Here is a 25,649-nt window from a genome sequence, read left to right as displayed (position 1 = left end):
AACGTCCAAGGGAAAGCTCTATTGCAATCTCAGGTGGCTTCTAGCCAAGCGCGGCAGCAAGATCCACCGACGACTGCTCTGAGAAAACTGGCTGCGACTGCGACTTGGTAATGAATGATGGGTTTCCAAAGCCATTCAAGATTGGGTTTCGGCGTGTTCTTTTTGGAACAGGACATCGTTGACTGGATTGTTCGAATGACCGATCAGCGGGCCTCCTGACGAAGCGGGGAGAGGGTTCGAAATCTCTCCCCAAACGCCATTTTTGTTGTCAAGATGATCGAATTTTCATGATGTAGATTACAGTTTCGTATGGCGGTAAGTTATCGATGTCGATCGTCTGTGTCCGTCGCAGGGCGCTGTCAGTATACGTGTTAAACAAATAGTCGACGACGGTCGTGTGGGTTATTACACCACCACCATTTTCTGCCCTCAGTGCGTCTGTGCGGCTGCCCCGTGCAATGTTGTGAGAGTGATTTGGTGGCGAGATTGTGTGTTGTGCCAATCCACCTTGTTGGCCGACTTCTGCAAGTCCACCCACCCCTCGCAAGAAACGACCCCTCAAATCAGGTGTTCCGTTTGTGCCGTTACAGATTGCCCACCCGTCAGGCATCGTTCCAGTACCTTGCCACGCTACAATCGTGCCAAGCGGTAGATCGTGCCTAAGGTCGGATACAGCACTAGAAATCAGTGAATTGACTTCGCCTTCGTTTACAAAGTCAGTGTTGGAACTTGTAGTTTCCACCGCCGTGCTTAATTCACTCGGCAGATTCGCAATCTGTTGTTGCAACGTTTCGTTTGCATTTGACAATGCCTCAATCTTAGCCAAGAGACACTGGTCGTTCTCATCACTGGTCGTCGTTCCAGTCGCGTTCTTCAACGAGCAGTTGTGTCCGTCAGCCAACGCGTCGCTGGCCAAGCTAAGGGCAGCCGCAAACCAACCGATCGCCAAAGCAGAAGTAGCACCTAATCGCATCCCAAATCTCCTGGTAGCCTTCAAGAAAAACTGAAAAAATTAACACTCCACATACAATTGCGGCCAATGACCCAAATCGTTTGATTTTAGCTCGGATGTTCCCTCTGGGCAGGTTCCATAGCGCACTGTCTCCTTCGCCTCGAACATGTGATGCGCCGATCCTGATGAGGTGTCGCTTGAGTTCATTCAGATCGTTGTCAAAGTAGCCGCCAAACGACTTCTTGATCACGCCAAACGAGCGCCTGCGCCGGGGGTAGCTAGGATCATCAAACAGCTCTTTGACATTGTGGGATACGGCATCATCAAATTCAGCAGCCCGCCTACGCTTTTCCTCTGCATCGACAGAAGATTGGGCAGCCCGATAAAGCTCAACTAGTTCACTTGCCCCAATCAATGTAACAACCAATTCTCATCAAATTTATGGCAACAGACTAGACGATTGTTGCCGAGATTGTCTACCTGATTGGTTTCGGGTGTTCTCTCTGGAACAGGACCTCGTCGACTGGATTGATCAAATGACCGATCAGCGAGCCTCCTAGCGAGGCAGGGGGACGGTAGCCCCATCTCCCAAACTTTGACCCATCCAATATGATTACTCAAACTCAAGTGTGATGCTGATTGGACAATGGTCGCTGAGACCTCGACCTCCTTGTGCAGCAGACCTGTCGTCTTCGGTCCATCGGCGCTCCCAGTATGAACCTTGAACGAAGGTCCTGGCCAATGGCTGTTCTACTAAAAACCAATCAATAGGCTGACTACTGCTACCCTTTCTGGTTGAGCAGAGCCTTGGCGTTGTCTGGGGTAGCGCTACGAAATTTGGATCAGCAACACCATTTTCTACAGTCGGATCAATTCCATTGATAGTTTCCCAAAGAGAACCTTCAAAGTTCATCTCGCGAAAGCGGCGGTTGAAATCCCCAGCGATAATAACTGGCAATCCACGAGATTGCATATCTTCGATCCACGCCCGCAGCGCGGGCGTTTGCAGCCATAGCGTGCCACAATCCCCCGGCGGGGACCGGTGAATGTTCCTGGTGCCATTACAACTTGATTTCAAATGAACAGACAAAAAAGCAAACTGCTGTCCTTCAAACTCAAGTATTGCGCCGGTTCCAGCACGGGTAGGTCGACCATCTGTGTGCAATACCTCCAGAGCGGACGCGTGCGCGGCACCACCTATCACAGACACGCCGCTATCGCGACGTACAGTAATGGCGGTGTACACATCCCCGTCGCCGGGTGCTGCGTCGTCGTTTTCCCACCGGGGCGACATAATGGTAATGTATTCGCTGGGCGCAAAAAGGCGTTCAAGCGCCGCCCTTGTTCCAATCTCTTGCAACGCGATTACGTCAGCTGGCTGTCCACCTCGACCAAAAAGGTCTCGGTACTTTTCTAAGAGTTCGAAGTCTTCGGTCCTTCGCTTGACAGATAGGAAACCATCAAAGTCTCGCAGATGCACACCCTTTTGATGATGTAGGTCTTGGATGTTCCAGGCACCAAGTACCAGAGGGTCAGAATGACTAGGTTGGGCCAACAGAACGGTCGTGACAAACGGAATGAAATGCCGGTGAAGCATGTAATGTCCTTCCAAAATTTGTGTTCAATGATTGATCTGAAAATCTATGTGAGTTTGATAAGAGAAAATTCACCCTACAGCAATCATGGCTGTGCGGGATGCCGCTCCGACAACCGAACGGGTTTGTCGAAAGCCTTTTGAGGCTTGTCGGACTGGACTGGGCTGTTCCAGACTTCAGCACCCTTTGCCGCCGTCAAAGAACGCTGAACGTAAGCCTGCCGTATCGCGGTGGAAGCCGCCCATTGAACCTGCGTGTCGATAGCACCGGCATCAAAGCCGAAGGTGAAGGCGAGTGGAATGCCGCAAACATGGCGGCTCGAAGCGGCGCATTTGGCGCAAGATACACATTGGGATCGATGAAGAAACGCTGGAGGTCAGGGCCGTCGAGGTCACCAGCAGCAACATCGGTGACGCGCCCATCTTGCCCGAGCTGCTGAACTAAATCCTCGACGATCAGAACATCGGATCAGTGACGGCCGATGGGGCCTATGATACACGCAAGTGCCGCTACGCCATTGCCGCCCGGAGTGGGGTGATGGCAGTCAAGGTACGTCCTGCAGAGCGATCTGGACGGAATGGAGGCTATTCCATCAAGTTACGACGAATTTGATCAAGCCGGACAACAATAGAGTTCTGAGGACAGTGTGCTCGAATGCCCGGAATGTGGGATGCAACTGCAGAATTTCCGTAGTTGGTCGAGTGACCGCTTAGGGCCGATCTGCACCTCCGTTCGGACCTAGCCTCGCATCTCTCGATAGATCAGTGGCACGACCTGCGGGATAGCCTCTGAGGCGGCATCGAGCGTTCCATCGATATCCTCCTGCGCGAGCCCAAACATCGAGTTGCCGTCATCATCAAACATATGCACCAGGATTGGCAGCATGAGCTTCGCGCCAATTTCTGACTGGCCAAACTCGTCCCAAATAGTGACTTTGAGCTTCACTGCCTCCATGAATCCTTCGCACCAATCCATGGCAATGGAGTGCCCTTCGGGTGCCTGCCAGAACACAGGTTCCAATACTGGCGTTTTGGACGACAGGCCAGCTGTGATCTCAGTCAGCCGCTGCTCTACTATCTCCATGATGCGCTGCGGTACAGTTGCACCTGCACCAAAAGCAACCTCCGCCCAGTTCGCGACGGGAAGCGGCGTACACACCACGCCTGTCAGGAACCCATCCAAATCGGACAAACCCAGACAATCCGGTGGAGCGTCTTCGGAGCGCAGGTAGGCGTCAAGTTCGGTCAGAATGTCGGTCATAACTGCGTTCCGCTAAATTCTCGTTTAACCTCATGTCTAAACAAAGAGTGCCTCGCGGCAATATGTACGCGAAGCATTCAAAGATCTTGCATCGATGAGCTAGATCAGACTTCCAGATCCTCTGGCGTCTTGCCCGCCGCCATCGCCGCTAGGAACCAATCTGGCCGCCGCCCTTTGCCGGTCCAGGTTTGCGTTTTGTCATCGGGATTGGCATACTTTGCGACACCCGGCTTCTTTGGCTTTGCGGCGGATTTGCGCTTTGCTTTGGTTGGCGGAGTCGTATCCCCGGTAATTTCCGAAAGAGCGAAGCCATGTGCCTTCGCCGCTTTCTCTGCTGCCGCCAGCGCCTCTTTCATTTCTTTCTTTTCCACCCGCGCCAGTGCTTTCTCGACATTGGCTGTGAGTTTCTCAAGCTCTTTGCGATTGAGTGATTTTAGATCGTATTTCATTGGAATGTCTCCTCGTCCCAGTGGGCTTATGCACCAAAGAGAAAAGAAGAGTGAAGGCCATCAATGAACTACCGGAAGATGTGCATTCCATCCACGGTTTTATTGGACCTCAGAGTGGTCAACCAATGTTTTTGCATTCTCCACTACTTCGGCAAACCTCGGGAACAATAGATCAGCCCATGCCGTCCTGAATCGCTGATCGTCACCAACCAAGTCCCGGAACTGCATTTGGCGTCTCGCACTGCTGAAGATCCAGAGCACCGCCAGATTGGATTTCAGACCATAGTGCTGCTTGTGGAGCTGTTGAGCCAGAACGCTTTGATACTGCACCACCGACCGCGCCAGCGACTTCCTTGCCGCACCCGATCGCACCGGTTCCGTCCCACGATCCACTTCCAATGCAAAGGCCCGGTATCCATCGGGGTATTTCAGCGCAAAGAGCTGATCTGGGATCAGTTTGGACCCAGAGATTGGAATGGCCATCTCAACGCCTCTGAGGGCCAAAATACGCGCTGCAGGGATGTATGTGAGCCCGGCACGGGTTGCGGTGATCTCAATCGCACTTGATATCGCCGAGACGCAGTAGCCATGCCACCAGTGGCCGGTTGGGCGGCAATGGCGTTCGAGGTCTTGGTAGTCCGCCAGGCAGTCCCATCCCAGCTTTGTCAGATCATAGACATAGGGATTGAAGTCAGCATTTGCGATCTGGCGTTGCTGCGGTGGCAGGCGCAGATACCCGGCTTCGCGCAGCGCCTGCATGCGACGCAACGCCGTATCTTTGCAGCGATGCGTATCGCGCGTGGCCTCAAAGAGGAACGCGGATGACTGCGGCCCATGCCGATCAATCTGCGCAAACCAGCGCAGTTCGCGGTCCGTGGGACGGACAGCCAGTTTGTTATAGGGTGGGGAAGCGAGGACATGTTTCATACGCCCAACTTGCCACCCCGCTACAACTCCGGACTAGGCCCAAGTGGATCATCATCATCCTTTTTTGGTGGGATGATTTCGGCGTCTTCAGGCTCTGGTTCGCTATGGTCAGCCTTGTTCTCCCATGGTTGCGCGTATGCGTCGCGGCTGTGTTGCAGGATCGCCGCACGCTCTTCTTTTGTCGTCCGTGGCAACTTCTCCAACTCAAAGAATGGAAAGGCAATTGGAACCGCTTTGTCGGTCAATCCGCGCAGATAGGTGGCAAACGAGCCTTTGGGTTGTTGCTGGATCAATTCCGGTGTGGCGTGCATTTGGCTCGATAAGGTGCGTGCATCACGCGCCGAGACACCACCGGCCAGTTTGATCGAGGTGTTGGCCTCAAAGGCCTCTGAGAGACCACTGGAGAGCTGTCCAAGAAATTGGTGCGCCATGACCATGCCCACCTTGTATTTACGCGCCTGCGAGAGGATCACGCCGATGTTGGCATCGAAGTAATCTTGAGCTTCGTCGATGTAGATCATGGCAGGCAAGCGGTCTTGCTGACGCAGCACAGCCCGTTCCTGAGCTGCTTGGGCTATCAGCGCGATAAAGAACCGGCCAAAGATTTCGGTGCCTTGTTCTTTGAGCAGCGACTTCGATGTGTTGATCAGAATGAGCTTGCCCGCATTCAATTCGCTGAACATGTCGAACTTGGACTCTGGGTTGGCGAACATGCGCTCAAAGGTTTGGTTTTCCAGCACGCCATACAGACGGCGCAGCACCTGTGTTTTCGTCGCGGCAAATTCCTTGCTCTCAAACTCCGTCTCAAAGAACCGGCGCGGCGTCCCCTCCAGCTTGGCAATGTGTTCCTGATACTTTTCTGTGCCGCCCGCTTCCATCAAATCACACAAGGTGTGGATCGTGGCATCCGGGATATGGAACATCAGTCTTGTGACATAGCGAAAGACCACGCTCTGTTTGGCCGTCATGCCTGCTGAGAGCAGCGAGCCCAGCACAAAGTCATAGAGCTCAATGATGGAATTGGTCAGCCGTTCACGTTCCAGCGGGGAATAATCATCCATGCGCTCTTGCCCCACCGAGAAGAGATTAAGCGAGACCGGATAGGCAATGTCCTCGGGATTGATCAACACGATGTCTTCAGGGTCCAGCACTTTGGCCCGCAGGATGTTGCCAATCAGATCACCCTGACTGTCGATCACGACGACCGACTTCGCGCCCGCCGCCACATCCGGCAGATCCTTGGCAATCAGGTACTGCAGCGTCTGGGTTTTGCCGTGGCCACTGCCCGCCACGATATGCGTATGTTCAAAGCGCAGCGCGTCAGGAATCTCAAAGGGTGTTTTCAGATCAAACAGATCCCGCAACACCGTGCCTTTGAGATAGACATCCACCGCATCATCACCGCGATAGTCGCGCGGAAAGACCGGGTTGGTGCGATGGGTCTGGCGCAGGTTGTTGTCAAGCTGATCCCGCAACGGTTTGAAGTGATTATATCCGTTGTCCGCAAAGAACGGGGTGACAATCTGATCCACCACCAAATTGTGCGGGGTGAGGAACTGGGAGACCGAGACCAGCACATCTCCATCCATGGGCGGTGCTGCTTTGGCGATAGGCGAGAGTGCCTCACTGATCACGTCAAGTGCGGATCGCACCATCTGCGGATCATTGCGGGCCTGGCCCTGTTTCGCCAGCAGATCGCGGTAGCGGCCACCTTCCACCGTGTTGCATAAGACAGGCGGTGGGGGAATGTCGGGGCTCAGGCCCTCCGCTTCAAACAATGCCCGTCCCACCTCCAGAAGTTGTATGTGCAGCGGCGCGGGCGTGGACGCTGGCCAGTGGGCACAAAGTGCTGCATCTTGCTCTGCATCGCTCAAAAGGACGTTTCCAGCCCGTGCGTGGCGATAGAGTGCTTGGGTTTCTTCCCGAGCCAGGCGCTCTGCACGGGCTGGACTTTCCAGATACAACCGGACGCCAATATATCCGGCGGCTCCCAACAGGAAGATCGGCGTGATCAGAAGCGCGGCCATCAGGCACAGACCAACCACAATCGCGCTGATCACCAGCCCCGAGACCTGATCTGAGAGATTGCCCATCAGAACTCCACCACAATGCCTTCACTGGTTTCTGCGTTGTCACTGATCCAGAGTTTGAGTTGCGAGAGTGTATCCAGCATGCGCTCTTCATAGCGCTTGGCATCCGCTGGGGTGGCGCACAAAAACCGATCGGTCTTGCCGTTGATGACCCCCTTCACATAAAGCGCAAATTTCTCATCCCGGTCATCAACCTTGGCAGTGGCCGGTCGCCTGTCCATCAACCTGGTTTCAAGCAGGTTGCGCTGTCGCACGATCTGGATTTCCTCATGAGACAAGAGAACAGTCACGCAGACTTCATAGAATGTCTTCTTGAAGATGGCCCCACGGCGGGTGGTTACATGTTTGATCGAGACGCGCATGGTGGGGGATTTGTCCTCTGGGTATCAAATATTGCAGAAGGGAATGACAATGCATGGGAGGGTGGGGAATTCAGCTGCGCAAGCAGGTGAAGTCAGGCAGCTGAACATGGGGTTTTGTGCAACAATGCGTATCTATGTTCAGCGCTGGTCCCCATGCATGACCCCCAGAGGGGTTGGGGGTCCCTATGGGGGTCATTTGGAAGCCACTGGAACAAGGGTTTGTTGGTATGCCAGAGCCTCATCCTTGGACCAGAACGGCTTGTCACCAACCAGGAACTTGCCATCCTTGTATGTGATGTCCGAGGACAGTGGTGGAAGCGGGACTTGCTCTTCATAGGTGATGGCTTTGGTGGGTGCCGCGGCGGCGGCAGTCGCTGCAGGCAAGGCCGCGGGTGCGCCCTGATCCGGAGCGCTGGTCGCAGTCGCGGATGGCTGATCTGCATAGCTCGCGCCTGCGTCAGCGCCGCCGCTGGCCGGTCCTGACGCTTGTGCCACGTGCTGCAGATTGAGAGATGCAAATGAGGTTGCGGTCGTCTTGCCTTGCTCCAGCAACTGCTGTGACAGCTCCATATGCTGGCGGGAGACCTTGAGGGATTGCTGGGCGTATTCTGCCGTATCAACCGCGGCCCGGCCCATCTGCACCATGCACTGTCCGATCACACCCACTGCAGCCATCATGATGCCGGGCATTGCACCTAACAGGAACTGGGCAGCGCCTGCATTGCGGCCAAGTGACTGCGTTGCTGATCCGCCCATCACGGCAAGAATCCCACCCAGGATAATGAGCGCACCGGCGCAAAATCCCAAAAAGCTAAACAGATTGCGGGCTGATTGATATGACTGCATGACAATTCCTACTCATCAAAATACCATGCTACGGTGCAACCGAGAGCTGTGCTGAGTCAATTGTTTTTTGAAGGCAACGTTTGCGCTATGGTTGTGGAGGTGGGGCAGAGCTGAGGATAAGACGCTGATGCCGTTCTCTTTGGAGCGCACAAAACAGATCGAAGCAGAGATACAGAATCTGCTGACCTCCAATCGCCTTAACGATTGGGAACGGTCGTTTCTGGGCAACATGCAATCGCGGTTTGCAAAGACCGGTCCCAAGACCCGGCTGAGCAATCCACAGTACAAGAAACTGCATCAGCTGCTTGGATTGGGACCAGAGAACACTGGCAAAAACACAGAGGCAGGCGCAGCCAAAGGGAGCTCTCGCAACCTAGCATCAGGTAGGGCAAGACATGCAAGGGACAACACCAAGCTGCGCGCTCCGCGCCGGTCCGGCAATTGGCGCAAATCAAGCTCGCCAATGTACGTCCTGAACGCACCGCGTCGCGCCATTCGTCGGGCAGAACGCAAGCTCTTCTGGCCAGTTGTTTTTGTGCTGGGCGTCATGGGGTTGCTTGGATCAGCCTTTGATACAGGCCCATCTAATTCGCCCACGAGACCTTCGACAGCGTCGGCACAGGCTGTTCAAACGGACAGTGCAACATACTTGTATGTAACAGGCGACCGGGTGAACCAGAGGGCGGGCCCGGGAACAACCAACGCCGTGATGGGACAGTTGACCAAAGGCGCGCGTGTCAGACAGGTCGATGAACAAGGTGGATGGACACAGATTGTCTCGTCGCTGGGCAATGGCTGGATGGCGTCAAGTTTTCTGTCGTCGCGCAGGCCGGTAGTGGCAGCACCCGCCACACCAGCACCGGTCCGACAGGTGGCAGTGCCAACCAGTCGAGAGATACAGGCGGCGCGTCAGGCGATCATTCGCCAAAGCATTGCAGCATATCCCGGATCTTGTCCGTGCCCGTTCAATGTTGATCGCGGTGGACGCAGATGTGGCAACCGAAGTGCGTGGTCACGTCCCGGCGGATATAGCCCCATTTGTTATGAGAGTGACGTCAGCCAAAGCCGTCTCCAGTCGTACTTTGCGCGCCAGCGTTGATCGCCGATTAGCGGGAATGACAAAGGCTTCGCGACCTAACGATTTACCCAATCCATGTTACAATGATCTGCATATGACATCGACCACAGCACCGTTTGAACTCTACGACATCCTCATAGAGCAAGGCATCGACAAGACCCGCGCCAAAGCGGCGGTTGATGCGTTTCTGACGCGCGAAGAAGCGCGGCATGCGCTGGCGAGCAAAGATGATATCCGCAAGCTGATCATGTGGATTGCTGTGATGATGGTGGGGCAGTTGGCTGCCAATGCCGCCATCACCTTCCAGATTGTGCAGGTGCTCAGGGGGTAAGCTTTGCGGCCCAACTAGATTGAGAAAGGCGCGGTTTCCGCGCCTTTCTGCGTTCCTATCTCTAGAACAGCCCTCGCCGCTGGATGGGCTGACCATCACGCGCACAGTCCGGCGGATTGGTGAGACCAAAGGCCAGCGGTCCACCACCGGTGATCACGCAGTTATACACCCGCCCATTGCGGGCGCGTACGGTGAAGTATGTGCCGCTGCCATAGGACGAGCGGCGCTCGGTGACAGTCAAGTTGGCCGGGTTGATGCCCAGCACACCACCGGCTTCAGAGGCCAGGCGTTCGTCCGTGAGGGTCATCTTGGCAAAGTCGTCGCCGAAGCAGCCTGTGGTGGCCAGGAAGGCCGCAAAGAGAATAGGTTTGGTGAAGGTCATGTGATCCTCGAATGATTGTTTGGGATTTGATGTTTTCGAATGATGCGTGACTGGGGAAATGTCTGATTCAGCACATCACTCCTGTTTGTTCACAACCGTGACCTGCACCGGCTGATTGGCACCGGCCGCCGTCACAATGGCCCAGATCCAGGCCCCCAGCATCAATGGCAGGCCGATGATCCCGCCGATGCCCAGCGTGCCGAGGGTGAGCATCAGGCCAAAACCCCAGATCACGATCTGCGCGACTCCGGCTCCAACCTTGCCAATGATAAACGAACCAACACCCGGAATGAGGATATTGGCGATAATTGCGAGTGGTTTCATGAGCGAACCCTTTGTTGAAAGAAGAATGAGAATGATGGGCGTGTTTTGATCGGCTTGCGTCACTGCACCGGCTGATAGCGCCCACCAAAGGGGGTTGGGTTCCTGAACCCATAGCCACCCATGCCACCGGTGGCAAAGTTCCCGGAGGTCCAGAGCCACCGCTCACTTGCCGTGTACACAGCCCGTACCATGCCCGGCACCACGCGGCCCTGGCGGTTGCGGGCCACAAAGAACACCGTCATTTCTGTGGGGGTGCGGTAGTATACATCCACAATACGGGGATTGGCTGCGACCGGTGTTCCTTGGCTGACTGCACCGCTGAGGGACATCTGCAAAGCAACTGCAACATCATCATTCTCCAGGGGATCCGCTTTGGCCGAATTGGCAATGAGCGCCAGCGCCAGAACCGCCGCACCGACAAGATTACGCCCCCACCGATGCGGAGGTTCACCCCCGCCACGCACAGCAAACTCTCCAAAAACCATTCTCAAATATCCACAATCCACGGTGCTGGATTTGCACCATTATTCCCAATTTTGTACACTGTTGAGATTGCAGGCTATTTTGTGATTGCGCGAAGGAATCTCAGCATCTAGGCTAATATTCAGCGCAGGCAAGCCGCTGGATTCATTGGCTTATCCGACCGCCTGCACCAAAATTGGGAATAGTGTTGCACAGTCAAATCGACGCAATGCAGCTGCCCCAGACCCCAAATCCATGTCCACGATATCAGCGTCCACGCAAGCCATGCGCCTCTATGATAAAGACGCGCGCAGGCTCTATATCAACGCCGCCGAGCGGGTGCGGTTTGTTGCGGCCTGCAAGCAAGCGACGATGCCGCAGCGTTCTCTTGGCCTGACTCTGCTCTACACCGGGTGCCGGATATCGGAGGCGCTGGCCCTGACACCGCGCGACATCCAAGTTGAAACTCGCGTGATCACATACCGGACGCTCAAACGACGCCGAAGGAACGTGTTCCGCGAAGTGCCGATACCAACTGAGCTTGCAGATGTTTTGCAGGGCTACGCCAATCAAACACAACCTGACGCGCCGCTCTGGCAGCACCGCAACCGGCCACTCAATCGCAGCACTGCCTATCGCTGGATCAAGCAGCTGATGGCAGAGGCGGACATCACAGGCGTGCAGGCTTGTCCCAAGGGGCTCAGGCATGGGTTTGGGATCCATGCGCTCAATGCCAGCATACCCCTCAATCTCCTGCAGAAGTGGATGGGGCATGCCGATATGTCCACAACCGCCATCTATGCAGACGCCAGTGGAGTGGAGGAACGCGGGATTGCGGAGAGGATGTGGTGAGGAGAGTGAATTCGGGCGGCTCCGGCGCAGGATGCGGGATCGGCCGAGGCTTGGCAGCTTCAAGCGTGACAAGGGACCCTAGAAGAATGGCAGGTGTGCATGCGTCGGGAGCTCATTTTTCGAAGCCTCGATACGTCCCAATAACGATCATGTTCTGAGAATAGTGGCATCGGCCAGGTTCGAATCGTAAACAGTTTGTTGCGAAGTACTCATACATCAGGGGTTGCGCTTAGTTGTGCTGTGATGTTCAAGTGGCGCTAAGGTTGCGCGGTGCGGCCACTTTTGTCGGAACGAATTTCGCCTTGTTAGCACTACGACTATTTATTGCAGTTTTCCTTTTAGGCTCAACAACCGGTCTGAGTGCAGCGCCTCTTCATTCCTTTCGTGACTGTGATGTTTGTCCGGAAATGATCGAATTGCCATTGGAGAAGTACTCTTGGAGCAAGCGCACCGGCGAGATTTGTGAAAGTAGCAGGAATAGTCACCCATGACGTTTCGGATATCAAACTTTCGGTTGCATCAAAGGTTAACGTTATCTTGTAGCGACGTGATCTCGGAGCGACTAGTGTTTGGAGGGATTTCCGTTGTCTAGGATTGTTTTACTTTGGCGTTTGGCAGGGATGTACCCGATTAGATTCCTTCTGGGGTATTTCATCATTTTTCTTGTGGCTGCGCTGCCGTTCTTGGTGCTCGAGGTAAATAAAGTGGATTTGCCTGACATATCTGCGGTTCAGATAATTGCTTCAATTCCATTTGTGATAGTGAGTCTAGGAATTTTCCTGGCGTTCAGATCACTGCTGTTGATTGTCGGCTTTGACCTTGGCAGATTTTTCAACTAACCGCGGAGTAAATCAATTATGGCAAGAGGCTCGACTGCGTCGGAGGGTACATCCGCTCCGCTTTGGCAAGGAAATCTATCAGATCAGGTTAGTGTCGGTATTGATGCAACGATCGAAGACCTCCCGGCTAGTCTTTTAGGAGTCAACCAAGGCGACTTCACGATTGCAGGCGGAGCCATAAAACTTGGACCCATTCGAGGGCATTTGCGGGGCGGTTTCGATGAAGATTCTGTCAATATCTCAGTTGGTGGAGGATTCGGAGCATTCGCTGAGACAGTCATAGCCATCCATAGCCCATTTGAATCCGGCCTTATGGGTTTTATCGCTTTTGAAGATTCAAATGTCGGGGCAGGAGTGGGTCTGGGAGGAAGCGCGGAACTATTTGGACTCAAGCTTGGCGGAGAAGTAATTGCTGAGGTTTCGTCCGCGGACGGCGCACATGCATTGGTGAGTGTAAGTCCATTCTGGACTACAATTTCAGCGGAAATGACGCACGGTCTGTGGGGGCAGCCTCAAGTTGACCCTGCCGGCGGTTCAGGCCTGTCATCACAGTCAGCTGGTAGCGCTCGGGTTCCGGGTTACGGTGGACGGTTTGACGATGGAAGAGGTTTGCGTGCCGGTGATGAACTAAATGCACTTGATGCTATCGCAGAAGGTAACCGGCTCACGGATCTAGATCAGCTTGCCCAGCAACTTAGCACGACCGGCGCACAGCAGCGTGCTCCTGGAACCCAGTTCAATTTTGGCGACGGTGACTCACGGAATGACAATGATTGGCGGTTGCCGCCAACTGATCCAAGGCATTCCAGCAACAATACGGGCGCTGCAAGCCCAGCTGAAAGCGGGAACTCATCGGGTGGCCGAGACGACAATGATCCGAGACCATCCCCGAGGCCTGATCCAACCCCTACGGCAAACGATCCGACGTTCATTGGCCCACCTGCGCCTCCCTCACAGCCAACGGTGAATGTGCCGTCAGGCAATCCAGGTGGCAATGCACCGCCAGAGGACAACTACGATAAGGTTGGGCCAAGACCCATCCTCTTCGACCTCACTGGCGCAGGCATCAACATCACCGAGCTCTCCAACTCAACAACATATGTCGATGCCACGGGAGATGGGTTGCAAAACCGCACGGCCTGGGCCGGTGAAGGCAATGCGGTGTTGTTCTACGACCCTGACGATCTTGGTGCAATCACCGAGTCCCGCCAATATATTTTCACCGAATGGGACCCGACGGCCACGTCGGATATGGAAGCCCTCGCCTCTGTCTTTGACAGCAATGGCGATGGTGTTTTTGACGCGCTGGACGACGCGTGGCTGGACTTCAAACTGCTGGTAACCAATGCTGACGGCTCCACCACGGCCATGACGTTTGCGGATCTTGGGATCACATCTGTTGATCTGACGGCAGATGCCACAAACATCGAGCTACCTGACGGCTCTACGATCACCGGTCAGACGGTCTTTACCTGGGCTGATGGCTCCACCGGAACCGTGGCGGATGTCACCTTGATTGCTGAGGCTGACGGCTATCGCCTTGAACAGGTCGAGAGCGTTGATGGCGCGGGTACACGCACCGAGATCACAACGGCCTATGCCGCCGATGGCAGCATTGCCTTTGTGAACACCACTGTTGTGAGCGCTGATGGCACACAGATTGCCAATAGCTATGACGACAATGGCGATGGCGTTGTGGATCGTTTGCAGACCATTGATACCGTGACCAATCCGGATGGATCGACTGTTAAGACGGTGACCAACAGTCTGGGGGCCACAGCGGTCACAGCGATCCTGCTGAACCAGACGGTCACAAGCACCAGTGCCGATGGCAACACGATCACGATTGATCGCGACTCCACCGGTGGTGGCTGGTTTGATCAGATCGAAGTGCGCACAACGGCTGCTGACGGCAGCATGACCATTGTCACGACGGATGTCGGTCAGGACGGCACAGTGATCCGCAGCGTGGACGAGTCCGTCTCTGCCAATGGTCTGACCCGAACGGAAGCCATTGACAGTGATGGCGATGGTCTCACGGACGTGACCATGACCCATGTGATTGTGGTGAACCCTGATGGCAGCCGGTCAGAGACGATCACAACGCTCAATCAGGACGGTTCAACCCGTGCGGTTGTGACCGAGACGGTCAGTGCAGATGGTCAGACCAAGACCATTGCCCGTGATGTGGATGGCGATGGCGACAGCGATACAATCGAGAACCTGGACATTGTGACAGGCCCGACGGGCAGCACCTCAACAATTGTGGTCACCAACGAAGATGGCAGTACGCGGAGCACAACGACCCAGGTGCAGTCTGATGATGCGCTGACCAAAACAATCTCTTCCGATCTTGATGGTGATGGCGATATCGATGTGACCACGGTGGATCAGACAGTGATCAATCCTGATGGTAGCCGCGTCCAGACCATCACGGCGACTAATACCGATGGCTCCATTCGGAGCATGCAAGAAACCACGCTTGGCGCAGATAAGGTCACGTCCCAAACGCATGTGGACCTCAATCAGAATGGCGTCTTTGAGGCGACGGATCTGCTGCGTGACGTCAGTGTGGATGGCACGACGGGCGAACGTACCGCCACAAGCTGGGATCGCAATGCGGATGGGACGATCAATGCAGTCTCCACCTCTGTGACCAGTGCCGATGGTCTGACGCGGACCACAACCACGGATACTGATGGTGATGGCGATATTGACGCCACAACCTCTGACATCACGACTGTTGATGGGGCCGGTGTCGCAACACGCGTTGTCATAGCTACCAATCAAGATGGGTCGCTGCGTAGCGAAACGACGTCCGTCACAAGCGCTGATGGCCTTACAACCGCCACGACGTTTGATAGCGACGGTGATGGCGCTTTGGACGGCACAACTCAGGTGTCGCAGACGAACAATGTCGATGGTACAGTCGTGTCTGACAGCTCCACCTATGCTGGTGATGGCGTTACTTTACTGTCGCAAAGCGTGTCAACACAGAGCGCTGACCGGCGTATTGTCACAACGGATGCAGATGCAAACGGCGACGGCAGCGTTGATCGCACCACTGTGTCCACGCAAGATGTGGATGGCGCACGCACTGTTGTGGACACTAGCTTCCACGCTGATGGTACGGTTGCAGGAACACAAACCAGTACTGTCAGCGCCAATGGTCTGGTTCGCACTGCGGCGACCGATGCAGATGGCGATGGTGTCACCGAGACACTGACCAACAGCACAACCACGCTGAATACTGACGGTGGCCGCACACAGGTCAATGAGACCCGCAACAATGACGGCAGTCTGCGCAGTGAGAGTATTGTCAGCACCAGCGATGACGGCCTGACGACGACTACCCAAACTGACGGGGATGGTGACGGCTCTGCGGAGCGAACCAATACCAGCACCACGACGTTGAACGCCGATGGCAGCCAAACCACAGTGGCGCAGCTGACCGCAGAAGACGGCAGTCTGATCTCACAGTCATTGTCTGAGACCAGTGATGATGGGTTGGTGACCACCCAATCCACAGATGCCGACGGTGACGGCACCTATGATCTGATCAGCACAACAACAACCACGCTAGAAATTGATGGCAGCACAACCACGGTCAATGAGGTGCGCGATGCAGCTGGTGTGCTGCGCAGCGGGTCGACAACAACCGCCTCTGATGATGGCCGTCACGTAACGCGGTCTGTGGACGTCAATGGCGACGGTGTTGCGGATCAGACCAGCGCGACAATTGAGGCTGATGACGGCACACTGACCTCGACCACCTCGCAGCTGGCGGCTGACGGGAGTCTGCAATCCGCATCGGAAACTGTTGTCAGTGCCAATGGGCTGAGCACAACGGTGTCCCAGGATCGCGATGGTGATGGCATTGATGATCTGGTGATGTCCGAGGCGACGACGCTCAATGCAGATGGGTCGACAACACAAGTCACTGAAGATCGTGGGCGGGACGGAACAACCTATAGCAGCGCCACTGTGACCAGGAGCGATGATGGGCGCACGACCACGCGCAGCAACGACTATGATGCCGATGGCACGGCGGATCTGACGGTTGTCTCGGTCACGGATCTTGCGGCCGATGGCACGCAGACCCAGACCACAACCCGCAGTTCTGCCGATGGCACAACCATTGGCGCGCTCACGGTTGAAACCAGCGCGGATGGCCGGACTGTCACCAGCACCAATGATACCGATGGCAACGGCAATGATGATCTGCGCACCACAAGCACCCTGGCGGACAATGGCACGCAGACATCCACAACTGAATATCTCTCCTCAGGCGGTGTGGTGGAAAGCACCTATGAGGTGATCACCAGCGGTGACGGGCGCACCACGACCCGGCTGACAGATCGCAACGGTGACGGTGAGATTGACCTGCGCACGGTTGAGACCGCGGCGGTTGGTGTTGACGGCACGATCACGCAAACCGTGGAGCACAGAGGCCAGTACCATGTGCTTGAGGGGCGCGAAGAACACTCCGTCAGCGATGATGGCATGTCGTCGTCCTCTGCGCTTGATCTGGATGGCGATGGTGTCTTTGACTTCATCAGTGAGACAGACACCAGCTACGCGGCCAACGGCGATGTCATTCAAACCTAGGTGACCCGCGACATCACCTCTGACACGCTGTCTGAGATCACAACGGTCACAAGCGGTGACGGGCTCAACACGGACATCACTGCCGATTACTCTGGTGATGGCAGCATTGATCGCACGGTTGACATTGACCGTGGTGCGGATGGTGGGTTCACCAGCACAACGCAGCAATATGGTGCCGGCTATGACTTGCAGCAGGTCGCAACCCAGACGGTAAGTGCGGATGGGCGCAGCAGCGTGCAGACGCTGGACATTGATGGTGATGGGTTTGTGGATCAACGGGTGGACGCCGTGGTTGATCTCAGTGGAAACACCACAACAATCTATGAAGACGTGCAGATCAACGGCGTGGTCTCGACGCGCGTGACGGCCACTGAGGCTGCCAATGGGATGAGAACCTCTTATGCCTTTGACGTTGATGGCGATGGCACAACCGACCTGACGCGTACCACGGATATTTACTACAACGACAACGGCGACATGGTCACGTCCTTCAGTGAGACCTATGGGTCGGGCACCCTGGGGTACCAGGAATCCACGACAACATCGGCCAATGGGCTGGTCACGATCACGGCGTTTGATGTTGACGGTGATGATGAAATTGACGGCTCTTCGATCTCCGTGACAACCCTGCATGGATCGGGCGCACGCGATACCCTCACTGAGACCTTGTATGCGGATGGAGAACTGCACTCCAGCGTTGCCGAACTCGTCAGTGCGGATGGGCGCACAACCACGCGCGAGATGGATTATGACGGCAATGGGATTGCCGACAAGACATCGGTGCTGGAGATCGCAGCTGATGGGTCAAGCGTTGAGACGGTTGCCTCCTACAATGTGGCGGGTATCCATAACAACACGTTCATCACATCAACCTCAGCTGATGGTCTGACAACCACTGTCATGCGGCAGGGCAATGTCCAGACAACCACCCGGTCGGTGCTCGATAACGGCAGTTATGATTGGGACAACGGTGTGACCGGTTCTGGTCACCGGTCAACCTCGCATGAGATTGATGCGCTTGGGGTTGAGACCTGGTCACTCACACAAACAACCGGCACCGTGACCGAACAGTTTGAAGTGCGTCTGGATGCCTCCGCAAAGGACCGTCTGCTGGACGAAGCTGCAAGCATCTATGACACGGTTCTGGATCGCGGCCTTGATAGCGGTGAGAGTGAAGCGCTGATCCAATGGGTAGACGATGGCCAACTCGACAAGGCTGCGCTGATCGATCATCTGATCGGGTCCGGAGAGTATGCGACCCGCTATGGCACGCAGTCTGACGCGGAGTTTGTGACGCAAGCCTACATGAATGCTTTTGGCCGCTCGCCAAGCATGGTGGAGCTGGCACAAACCCTGTCTGTGCTTGATGCGGGTCTGAGCACACGTGCGGAGCTTACGTTGGAGATCAACGACTCTGTTGAGCACAGTGTTGTGGGCAACGGTCATATGCTGACCAACAACTTCGATGTCATCATGAACCCGGCTGTGTTTGAGCGTAGTCTGGATCGGGCTTATGTGGAGTCGGTGATCACGAATATTGTGGACGTGGTTTATGATCGGGATCCAACCGAGCAGGAACTGACTTATCTGTCGGAGCTGCTGCTGGAGGGCGACAAGCAGCCTGATGATATCGCCGCAATCCTGATGGGGGTTGAGGGTGATCTCACCGGTGTATCAACAACAACGCTGCATGGCCTGTCTGGCGAAGCGCTTGTGCAACAGGCCTTCCTGAACGCCCTTGGGCGAGAGGCCACGGCGGATGAGTTAAGCGTCTGGACCGGACATCTGAGCGCAGCAAACCTTTCCGCCGCACAACTTGTCGCGTCACTCGCGCAAAGTGCGGAACATCTCGAGCACGGGAATGCGCATCTGGCGCCTCCGTCTGTGGGTCCTGCATTGCAGGTTGGTACCGACGACGCGCAAAAGCTCGACGGCGGTGACGGACAAGATCACATCATGGGTTTTGCGGGAAATGACACCCTTCGTGGAAGAAACGGTTCAGACATACTTGATGGTGGTCTTGACAATGATCGTCTCGAAGGAGGCGCTGGTTCAGATACCTACCTTTGGGCAAAAGGTGATGGCAATGACACCATCCATGATGGCTTCAACAGCTGGATCGAGACGGACACATTGGTGCTGGAGAACGTTACTTCGGACGATGTGTCATTCACGCGAACCAATGGAAGTTCTCAGCTTGTCATTGAGGTTCTCAGTACCGGCGAACTCATCAAAGTTGATCACCAATACAGCAACAGTAACCCGGGGCGCGGTATCGAACGTGTTGAATTTGACGGTGGGACAGTTTGGACACTGAAAGACATTCTCGCTGCCGTCACGGTTAGTGGTGGCACTGGCAACAACACCCTTGATGGAACGAATTACGATGACCGGCTGTTCGGCCTGGTGGGCAACGATCAAATTATTGCAGATGCTGGAGATGACACACTCGTTGGCGGCACCGGAGTTGACGTATTGCGGGGCGGAGATGGTAGCGACACCTATCTCTGGCAGCGCGGTGATGGTGATGACTACATTACTGAAAATAGTCCACATACGGAAGATGGCGGGGACGATGTCGACACACTGCATTTTCTTGATGTTGGCTCGCAAGATGTGCGTCTTGAACGCTTAGGTAGCTCAACAGACGCCAGAAATGATCTTTGGATAGTGATTGAGACGCCCCAAGGAGGCGGTAGAATTGGGGTTTGGGACCAATTCGACGCTGCAGGCGAAGGGCTTGAACGTATTGAGTTTTCGGACGGCGAGGTTTGGGACCTGCAAGACATCATCGACCAGACCTGGATGAATGGCACGTCAAGCGGAAATACGATCCACGGATTGAACAGCACCGATGATAGTATCCGCGGACTTGAAGGCAATGACACGCTCCATGGGTATGATGGCGATGATACGCTCGTTGGCAATCAGGGAGCGGACGAACTTCACGGCGGGATCGGCAGCGATACCTATGTTTGGAGCCGTGGCGACGGCAACGACACGGTCATGGACAAGAATGCCAACCTGATCGATCAGGACATTCTTGTGTTCGAAGATGTGAATTCGACAGACGTCGTATTGAAACGGTCAAGTACCGGATCTGCGGAAGCTCGAGACAACCTAACTATTGAGATTCAAGGCGGAGCTGAGGTTGAGGAAGTGCTCGTTGCAGATCAGTTCTGGCTCAATGATGGCGAAGGCGTTGAACTGATCAGCTTTGCAGATGGCATCACCTGGACAGTCGAGGACATTCTGTCAAGAACTTGGATGACCGGTACAGATGGCGTAGAAACCATCTACGGACAGGCCGGTGACGACAACATCAGAGGCCTTGCTGGAGACGACACGATTTACAGTGGATACGGCGATGACGTTGTTGAAGGCGGTATGGGGAACGACACAGTTCGCAGTACCACAGGCAACGATACGTTCCTATGGTCCCTCGGTCACGGCAATGATCTGATCATCGACACTGGCGCGGCAACTGAAGTGGACACTCTGCGGCTGACTGACGTTAACTCCGACAACGCGGATCTCACCAAGGTGGGCGATGATCTTATCGTCACCATCATCTCTACAGGTGAGACAATCACTGTACGTGATCGTTTTGACGTGGGGACCTCGGGCACTGGAGATGGCATTGAGTTCATTACCTTTGCTGATGGTGTAAACGTCGAAGTTCTCGGCGGCGCGCTCGCTGAGACTATTACTACCGGCACCGAAGCTGCAAACACGCTTGTTGGCTGGGGCCTTGAGGACACAATCTATGGCCTTGGAGGAAATGATGTTCTTGAAGGTGAAGGTGGGGATGACACACTGATCGGCGGAGCGGGTGTCGATATCCTAAGAGGTGGCGCAGGAAACGACACATATCAATGGTCTGCGGGTGATGGCAATGACAGTATTCGCGATAACGAGAGCAACACATCAGAAATTGACCGGTTGATCCTGACCGATATCTCGTCGGGCGACGTGGAACTCAAACGACAAGAAGGCAGCGCCCACGTTGAAATCACCATATTAAGCACCGGCGAGATGATTGAGGTTCACAATCGCTACAGCAACTCCAATGACGGACGCGGCATTGAAGAAATACACTTTGGTGATGGGGTGGTGTGGTCACTTGATGAGATCAGAGATGCAACAATTGTCGAGGATGGTATTGGCGGAACTGTCGTCAAAGGCACTTCTTTCGCGGATAACCTTTATGGTCTGGATGGTGCCGATACTATTGAGGGCTTTGCTGGAGACGATACTTTGGTCGGCGGAGTGGGCAGTGATCGTCTTGAAGGCGGCATTGGAAACGACACCTACATCTGGGAGCGCGGGGCCGGAAACGACAAGATTGATGATCGGAACGCAAACACCGGTGACACAGATACGCTTGTCCTCAATGGCGTGCTTTCGTCAGACGTAGAACTCACCCGTCAATTTACCACCGACACCAATATCCGCGATAATCTATTCGTCACGATCTCTGGCGGGGCTGCGGTTGAATTGATCGAAATCTTTGATCAATTCGATCTTGATGACGGAGAAGGCATTGAGGCGATACGCTTTGGCGATGGAGAAACTTGGACCCTTCAGGATATCCTGGATCAGACCACAATCGAAGGCACCGCGCAGGATGACACGATGTACGGCCAGGGCGGCCGCGACAACATCTATGGGCGCGACGGCAACGACACGATCACTGGCAAAACAGGCGACGATGATCTGTTTGGCGAGGGAGGCGACGACACACTAAACGGTGATGGCGGCAATGATCTGCTCGATGGTGGCGACGGCAACGATACGCTCAATGGCGGCGATGGAGACGACGCGCTGGTCGGTGGAAGCGGTGACGATGTTCTATATGGCGGCCTTGGCGCAAATAGCTTTGATGGCGGATCCGGCATCGATACAGCCGACTTCAGCTTCTCCAATGCAGATAATACGATCGACCTTTTGAACGGTCAGGTCAATTGGCCGTCAAACGGCACCATCGAAACAATTGTGAACGTGGAAAATGTCATCGGAACGGGCGGTGACAATATCATCATTGGCGATACCGGTGATAACCGGTTCGAAGGACGCGGGGGCGACGACACGCTTGACGGAGGAGCTGGCAATGACCACCTCATCGGTGGCGACGGGGACGACATCCTCAATGGCGGCGCCGGAGACGATACGATTTCTGGCGGCATTGGAGTAGACATATTTGATGGCGGCGCGGGTATGGATACCGTGGATTTCTCGTATTCATCTGGCGACGTTGATGTTGATTTGGTCACCGAAATTGCCGATTGGAGCGGACACCCGGACGAAGACGTGATCTCCTTCGAAAATGTTATTGGTTCCGGTGGCAGCAATACAATCACCGGTACCGATGAGAACAACATTCTCGACGGTGGTTCAGGCAATGACACGCTGTATGGTGGCGATGGTGATGACGTCATCCTCGGGGGTTTGGGGACCGACTACCACGATGGTGGTGATGGCATTGATACGGTTGATTTCTCTCACTCTTCATCAGCGGTGGATATTGATCTGGTTGCAGGCGTCGCAAATTGGAGTAGCGGCACGACAGAGGTGACGATCGCGTTTGAGAACGTCATCGGCTCAGATGGCGCTAATACGATCACCGGCACGGATGGCAACAACGCCTTGGACGGGCAAGCTGGGAATGACACATTGATCGGCGGGTCAGGCGATGACACGCTGACCGGTGGCTCCGGTGCAGATACGTTTGTATTCAACCTTGGTGATGGCCAGGACCAAATCACAGACTTTGAGGATGGCACGGATATGATGGACTTCTCCACCTCTGGTCTCAGTTTTGCTGATCTGACCATAACGACCACTGGCACATCGACATTCATTGACTACGACAATGGTCAGCAGATCGAGTTGCTCAATACCTCTGGTTTGATCGATCAGGATGACTTTGTCTTTGTGTAGGCCAAACAACAGAAGCCGCCCCTTTGGGCGGCTTCGCTTGATTTGAACGACGGTGCTACCCCATGGCGGCGGCTAACCGTGTCGGTGGTCCCTTGATCACCTTGTCGGCCAGCGCCAGTGCTTCGAACAACACCATGCGGCGCGGTTCAAAATCAAAGATGCGCCGCTTTTGCTTAGGCAAGTAGCCCGCGCTCTCAGGATAGGCCTTTGCAAGCGCCTGTGCCTCCTCATACTTTGATGGGTATTGCCGTGGCCGGGATACGGACACGTCCAGCACTGGATTGTGGCTGGCTAGCTCTGTGATTGATCGGATGAGCGCCTTGGCATGATCGCCCTTGCGGCAGCCCTTGCCGATCTTTTCGGTCACAACCACATCCGGCTTCAGCTCATTGATCAGCTCTTGCACAAAGCCAACCAGATCAGCGCTGGACTTTGTGACCTTCACGCCAATGCCCCAGTCCTGCAGCTTGCCACCAGAGATATAGACATAGCCCACCTTGCTGGTGGCCACCGCAATGGCCAACACACTAAGCGCTGCCATGCGGTCTGGGATTGGCAAGCCGCTCATGTAAGGCTTTGAGCGATGACTGGCGGTTAAACGTATGTACGGTATCCCGCACGTTGCTTGGCAGATGCTTCAGACGCCGTTTCAGGCGTCGGGTGCAGTTGTCCAGCCCCATTTCTATGGGCCACTTTTGAGCAATGTTTCTGGAATTGGCGGACGCATGTTTAAAGCCTGATGGGGTCGAACACGATTGTACTGTCTGAGCCATGTATTGATGACGATCTGTGCCTGTTTCGTGGTGTGGAACCATTCAGCATTCAGGACTTCTCGGCGCAGCGTGCCATTGAAGCGCTCGTTGTATCCGTTCTCCCAGGGTGACCCCGGGTATATCTGGATCGGCTTAATCCCGACCTTTCTCAGCCAGTCTTGTAGTGCTGTTGCGATGAACTCTGAGCCATTGTCCGAACGAATGTATACGGGTTTCCCGCGCCGCAAAAGCAGTGGGTAGAGCGCATCCAGCACATCCGCGCTGTTCATCTTTGGTTTGACCGCGACACACAGTGCCTCACGGGTATATTCATCCAGCACCGTGAGCATCTTGTAGGGCCGCCCGTTGCTCAGTTTGTCGTGCACAAAATCGACGCTCCAGATGTGATTGGGATGTTGCGGCCGCAGCCGGATGATTGAGCTGTCCTTGTGGTACAGTCGCCTGCGTTTCTTGTGTCGCCTTGGAAGTTGCAGGCCTTCTTCGCGCCACAGGCGTTCGATCTTCTTATGATTGACGGGCCAGCCTTCGACTCGCAGTAGTTCCGCAACCTTACGATAGCCGTAGCGCCCATATTGCTTGGCCAATCGGATCATTGCCAGGCGCAACACCTCATCATCCGTGGAAACCGCTTGGTATTGCAACGTGCTTCGGGCCACGCCCAGAACCCGACATGTGCGCCGTTCAGAGGTTGCCAGCTTTTGTCGGCTGTGCACCACGGCCTGACGAAGCTGGTCTGTCGTCAGGCCTTCGGCTTTAAATAATCAAGGCTCTCTTTGAGGATCAGCTTATCCAACTCAAGCTCCGCCACGATCTTCTTGAGCCGATCATTCTCTTTCTGAAGCGCCTTCAGATTGGCCATCTCCGATCGTCCCATGCCACCAAACCGTTTGCGCCATGTGTAATAGGTCGCGTCGCTGACACCAGCACTTCTGCAGGCCGTCGCTACATCTGAGCCAGACGCTAGGCTCAGTTCAATCTCACGCAAAAGCCGAAGAACATCTTCATCCGAGTACCGTTTCCGTGCCATCAATCCAATCTCCAAAACTAAGCCAACTTTGGCACAGTTTTAGGGGGTCAAGACATTCTAAAAAGCCGGTGTCCAAGTATCCGCGCGCTTTGGGCATCCGGCCCAAGGCATAGCGGATCGCCTGGAGGGACATGTCGATGCGGGCATGTTTGCTCTACTCACAGATCACCCGCACTACTATGGTGATGGGTTTCGAGATCATAGGGCCGCCACGGCTGGGTTTTCACTACGTGAGGATCACGTGTATGAAGCGGAACGTGTTTTGGTATATGATGCGATTAAAAGTATGGCCCTGACATAGCGTTGAGACATAGCTATCGGTTTAACTGGCGTAGAGCTGGACAAGATTGGCGTGCTTTGGTTGTCAAAGTGGGGGAGCGAATACCGCCGGGAATTGCCGTTTTGAATGCATGAGGTGGTATTATATGTGGTATATATTCTATTTTGAGAGATATTTTACATACTAATCAAATGGTTATGTTATTAGTTAGGAGGACTGTCTGTCCGCCACTTAACTCTCATCGCGGAAAGTTAATCGATTGAAACTAAAGC

At 54.8% G+C, this 25,649-nt stretch carries 18 protein-coding genes and 2 pseudogenes; 6 read left to right on the top strand and 14 right to left on the bottom strand.

The features are described from left to right. Positions 1 to 268 precede the first annotated feature (268 nt). From DHN10_RS19675 to DHN10_RS06360, 3 genes are all read right to left on the bottom strand, one after another. Positions 269 to 973 carry a phage tail protein gene (locus DHN10_RS19675; protein ID WP_159086938.1) on the bottom strand — a complete coding sequence of 235 codons (705 nt, stop codon included), beginning with the start codon at positions 971 to 973 and terminating at the stop codon, positions 269 to 271. Continuing rightward, positions 918 to 1,379: a hypothetical protein gene (locus tag DHN10_RS06365; protein WP_108814376.1), complete on the bottom strand. Its 462-nt coding sequence runs from the start codon at positions 1,377 to 1,379 to the stop codon at positions 918 to 920. The genes DHN10_RS19675 and DHN10_RS06365 overlap by 56 nt, the downstream gene beginning before the upstream one ends. Positions 1,380 to 1,565: 186 nt before the next feature. After that, a complete protein-coding gene (locus DHN10_RS06360; RefSeq protein ID WP_108814375.1) occupies positions 1,566 to 2,549 on the bottom strand; it encodes an endonuclease/exonuclease/phosphatase family protein in 984 nt (327 codons plus the stop codon). A gap of 89 nt (positions 2,550 to 2,638) precedes the next feature. Here DHN10_RS06360 and DHN10_RS06355 point away from each other — a divergent pair. Then, positions 2,639 to 3,102 (top strand): annotated as a pseudogene (locus DHN10_RS06355) (IS5 family transposase); the annotation flags it as partial. 183 nt (positions 3,103 to 3,285) lie between these two features. Here DHN10_RS06355 and DHN10_RS06350 read toward each other — a convergent pair. The 6 genes from DHN10_RS06350 to DHN10_RS06325 form a co-directional block, all read right to left on the bottom strand. Continuing rightward, on the bottom strand, positions 3,286 to 3,807 hold the full coding sequence (locus tag DHN10_RS06350; protein WP_108814374.1) for a UPF0149 family protein: 522 nt from the start codon (positions 3,805 to 3,807) through the stop codon (positions 3,286 to 3,288). A 104-nt stretch (positions 3,808 to 3,911) separates the two neighbouring features. Next, on the bottom strand, positions 3,912 to 4,256 hold the full coding sequence (locus DHN10_RS06345) for an H-NS histone family protein (protein WP_108814373.1): 345 nt from the start codon (positions 4,254 to 4,256) through the stop codon (positions 3,912 to 3,914). 99 nt (positions 4,257 to 4,355) lie between these two features. Beyond that, positions 4,356 to 5,183: a replication-relaxation family protein gene (locus DHN10_RS06340; protein WP_108814372.1), complete on the bottom strand. Its 828-nt coding sequence runs from the start codon at positions 5,181 to 5,183 to the stop codon at positions 4,356 to 4,358. Between the two features lie 20 nt (positions 5,184 to 5,203). After that, positions 5,204 to 7,276, bottom strand: coding sequence for a type IV secretory system conjugative DNA transfer family protein (locus tag DHN10_RS06335; RefSeq protein ID WP_199910638.1), 2,073 nt, complete (start codon positions 7,274 to 7,276; stop codon positions 5,204 to 5,206). Continuing rightward, a complete protein-coding gene (locus DHN10_RS06330) occupies positions 7,276 to 7,635 on the bottom strand; it encodes a hypothetical protein (protein WP_108814371.1) in 360 nt (119 codons plus the stop codon). The genes DHN10_RS06335 and DHN10_RS06330 overlap by 1 nt, the downstream gene beginning before the upstream one ends. 192 nt (positions 7,636 to 7,827) lie before the next feature. Then, the gene (locus DHN10_RS06325) at positions 7,828 to 8,481 is read right to left on the bottom strand and encodes a hypothetical protein (RefSeq protein WP_108814370.1); all 654 of its coding nucleotides are present in this window, start codon (positions 8,479 to 8,481) and stop codon (positions 7,828 to 7,830) included. Positions 8,482 to 8,608: 127 nt separating this feature from the next. Here DHN10_RS06325 and DHN10_RS06320 point away from each other — a divergent pair, with 127 nt between their 5' ends. Continuing rightward, positions 8,609 to 9,580 carry an SH3 domain-containing protein gene (locus tag DHN10_RS06320; RefSeq protein WP_108814369.1) on the top strand — a complete coding sequence of 324 codons (972 nt, stop codon included), beginning with the start codon at positions 8,609 to 8,611 and terminating at the stop codon, positions 9,578 to 9,580. A 73-nt stretch (positions 9,581 to 9,653) separates the two neighbouring features. Then, complete coding sequence (locus DHN10_RS06315) at positions 9,654 to 9,890, top strand: hypothetical protein (RefSeq protein WP_108814368.1); 237 nt, start codon at positions 9,654 to 9,656, stop codon at positions 9,888 to 9,890. 61 nt (positions 9,891 to 9,951) lie between these two features. On the opposite strand, the gene DHN10_RS06310 is transcribed toward DHN10_RS06315, so the two are convergent. The 3 genes from DHN10_RS06310 to DHN10_RS06300 all read right to left on the bottom strand — a co-directional run bounded on the left by DHN10_RS06310 (position 9,952) and on the right by DHN10_RS06300 (position 11,081). Beyond that, complete coding sequence (locus tag DHN10_RS06310; protein WP_108814367.1) at positions 9,952 to 10,272, bottom strand: hypothetical protein; 321 nt, start codon at positions 10,270 to 10,272, stop codon at positions 9,952 to 9,954. A gap of 75 nt (positions 10,273 to 10,347) precedes the next feature. Next, on the bottom strand, positions 10,348 to 10,596 hold the full coding sequence (locus DHN10_RS06305; protein ID WP_108814545.1) for a hypothetical protein: 249 nt from the start codon (positions 10,594 to 10,596) through the stop codon (positions 10,348 to 10,350). 59 nt (positions 10,597 to 10,655) lie between these two features. Then, positions 10,656 to 11,081, bottom strand: coding sequence for a hypothetical protein (locus DHN10_RS06300; RefSeq protein ID WP_108814366.1), 426 nt, complete (start codon positions 11,079 to 11,081; stop codon positions 10,656 to 10,658). A 232-nt stretch (positions 11,082 to 11,313) separates the two neighbouring features. On the opposite strand from DHN10_RS06300, the gene DHN10_RS06295 reads away from it, so the two are divergent. The 3 genes from DHN10_RS06295 to DHN10_RS06280 all read left to right on the top strand — a co-directional run bounded on the left by DHN10_RS06295 (position 11,314) and on the right by DHN10_RS06280 (position 23,297). Beyond that, on the top strand, positions 11,314 to 11,910 hold the full coding sequence (locus DHN10_RS06295) for a tyrosine-type recombinase/integrase (protein ID WP_234417053.1): 597 nt from the start codon (positions 11,314 to 11,316) through the stop codon (positions 11,908 to 11,910). Between the two features lie 1,802 nt (positions 11,911 to 13,712). Beyond that, entirely contained in the window at positions 13,713 to 17,357 is a 3,645-nt protein-coding gene (locus DHN10_RS06285; RefSeq protein WP_108814363.1) for a beta strand repeat-containing protein, read from the top strand. Next, positions 17,358 to 23,297 (top strand): calcium-binding protein, encoded by a 5,940-nt coding sequence (locus DHN10_RS06280; RefSeq protein WP_108814362.1) that lies wholly within the window; start codon positions 17,358 to 17,360, stop codon positions 23,295 to 23,297. A 55-nt stretch (positions 23,298 to 23,352) separates the two neighbouring features. On the opposite strand, the gene DHN10_RS06275 is transcribed toward DHN10_RS06280, so the two are convergent. Together DHN10_RS06275 and DHN10_RS06270 are read right to left on the bottom strand one after the other, a co-directional pair. Then, entirely contained in the window at positions 23,353 to 23,838 is a 486-nt protein-coding gene (locus tag DHN10_RS06275; RefSeq protein ID WP_108814544.1) for a hypothetical protein, read from the bottom strand. A gap of 141 nt (positions 23,839 to 23,979) precedes the next feature. Further along, positions 23,980 to 25,097, bottom strand: a pseudogene (locus tag DHN10_RS06270) (IS3 family transposase). Positions 25,098 to 25,649: the final 552 nt, after the last annotated feature.

It is taken from the genome of Loktanella sp. Alg231-35 (assembly GCF_900143545.1).
Lineage (GTDB): Bacteria > Pseudomonadota > Alphaproteobacteria > Rhodobacterales > Rhodobacteraceae > Yoonia.
The sequence above is the reverse complement of the archived record's forward strand: the minus strand, read 5'-3'. Positions and strand labels throughout refer to the sequence as shown.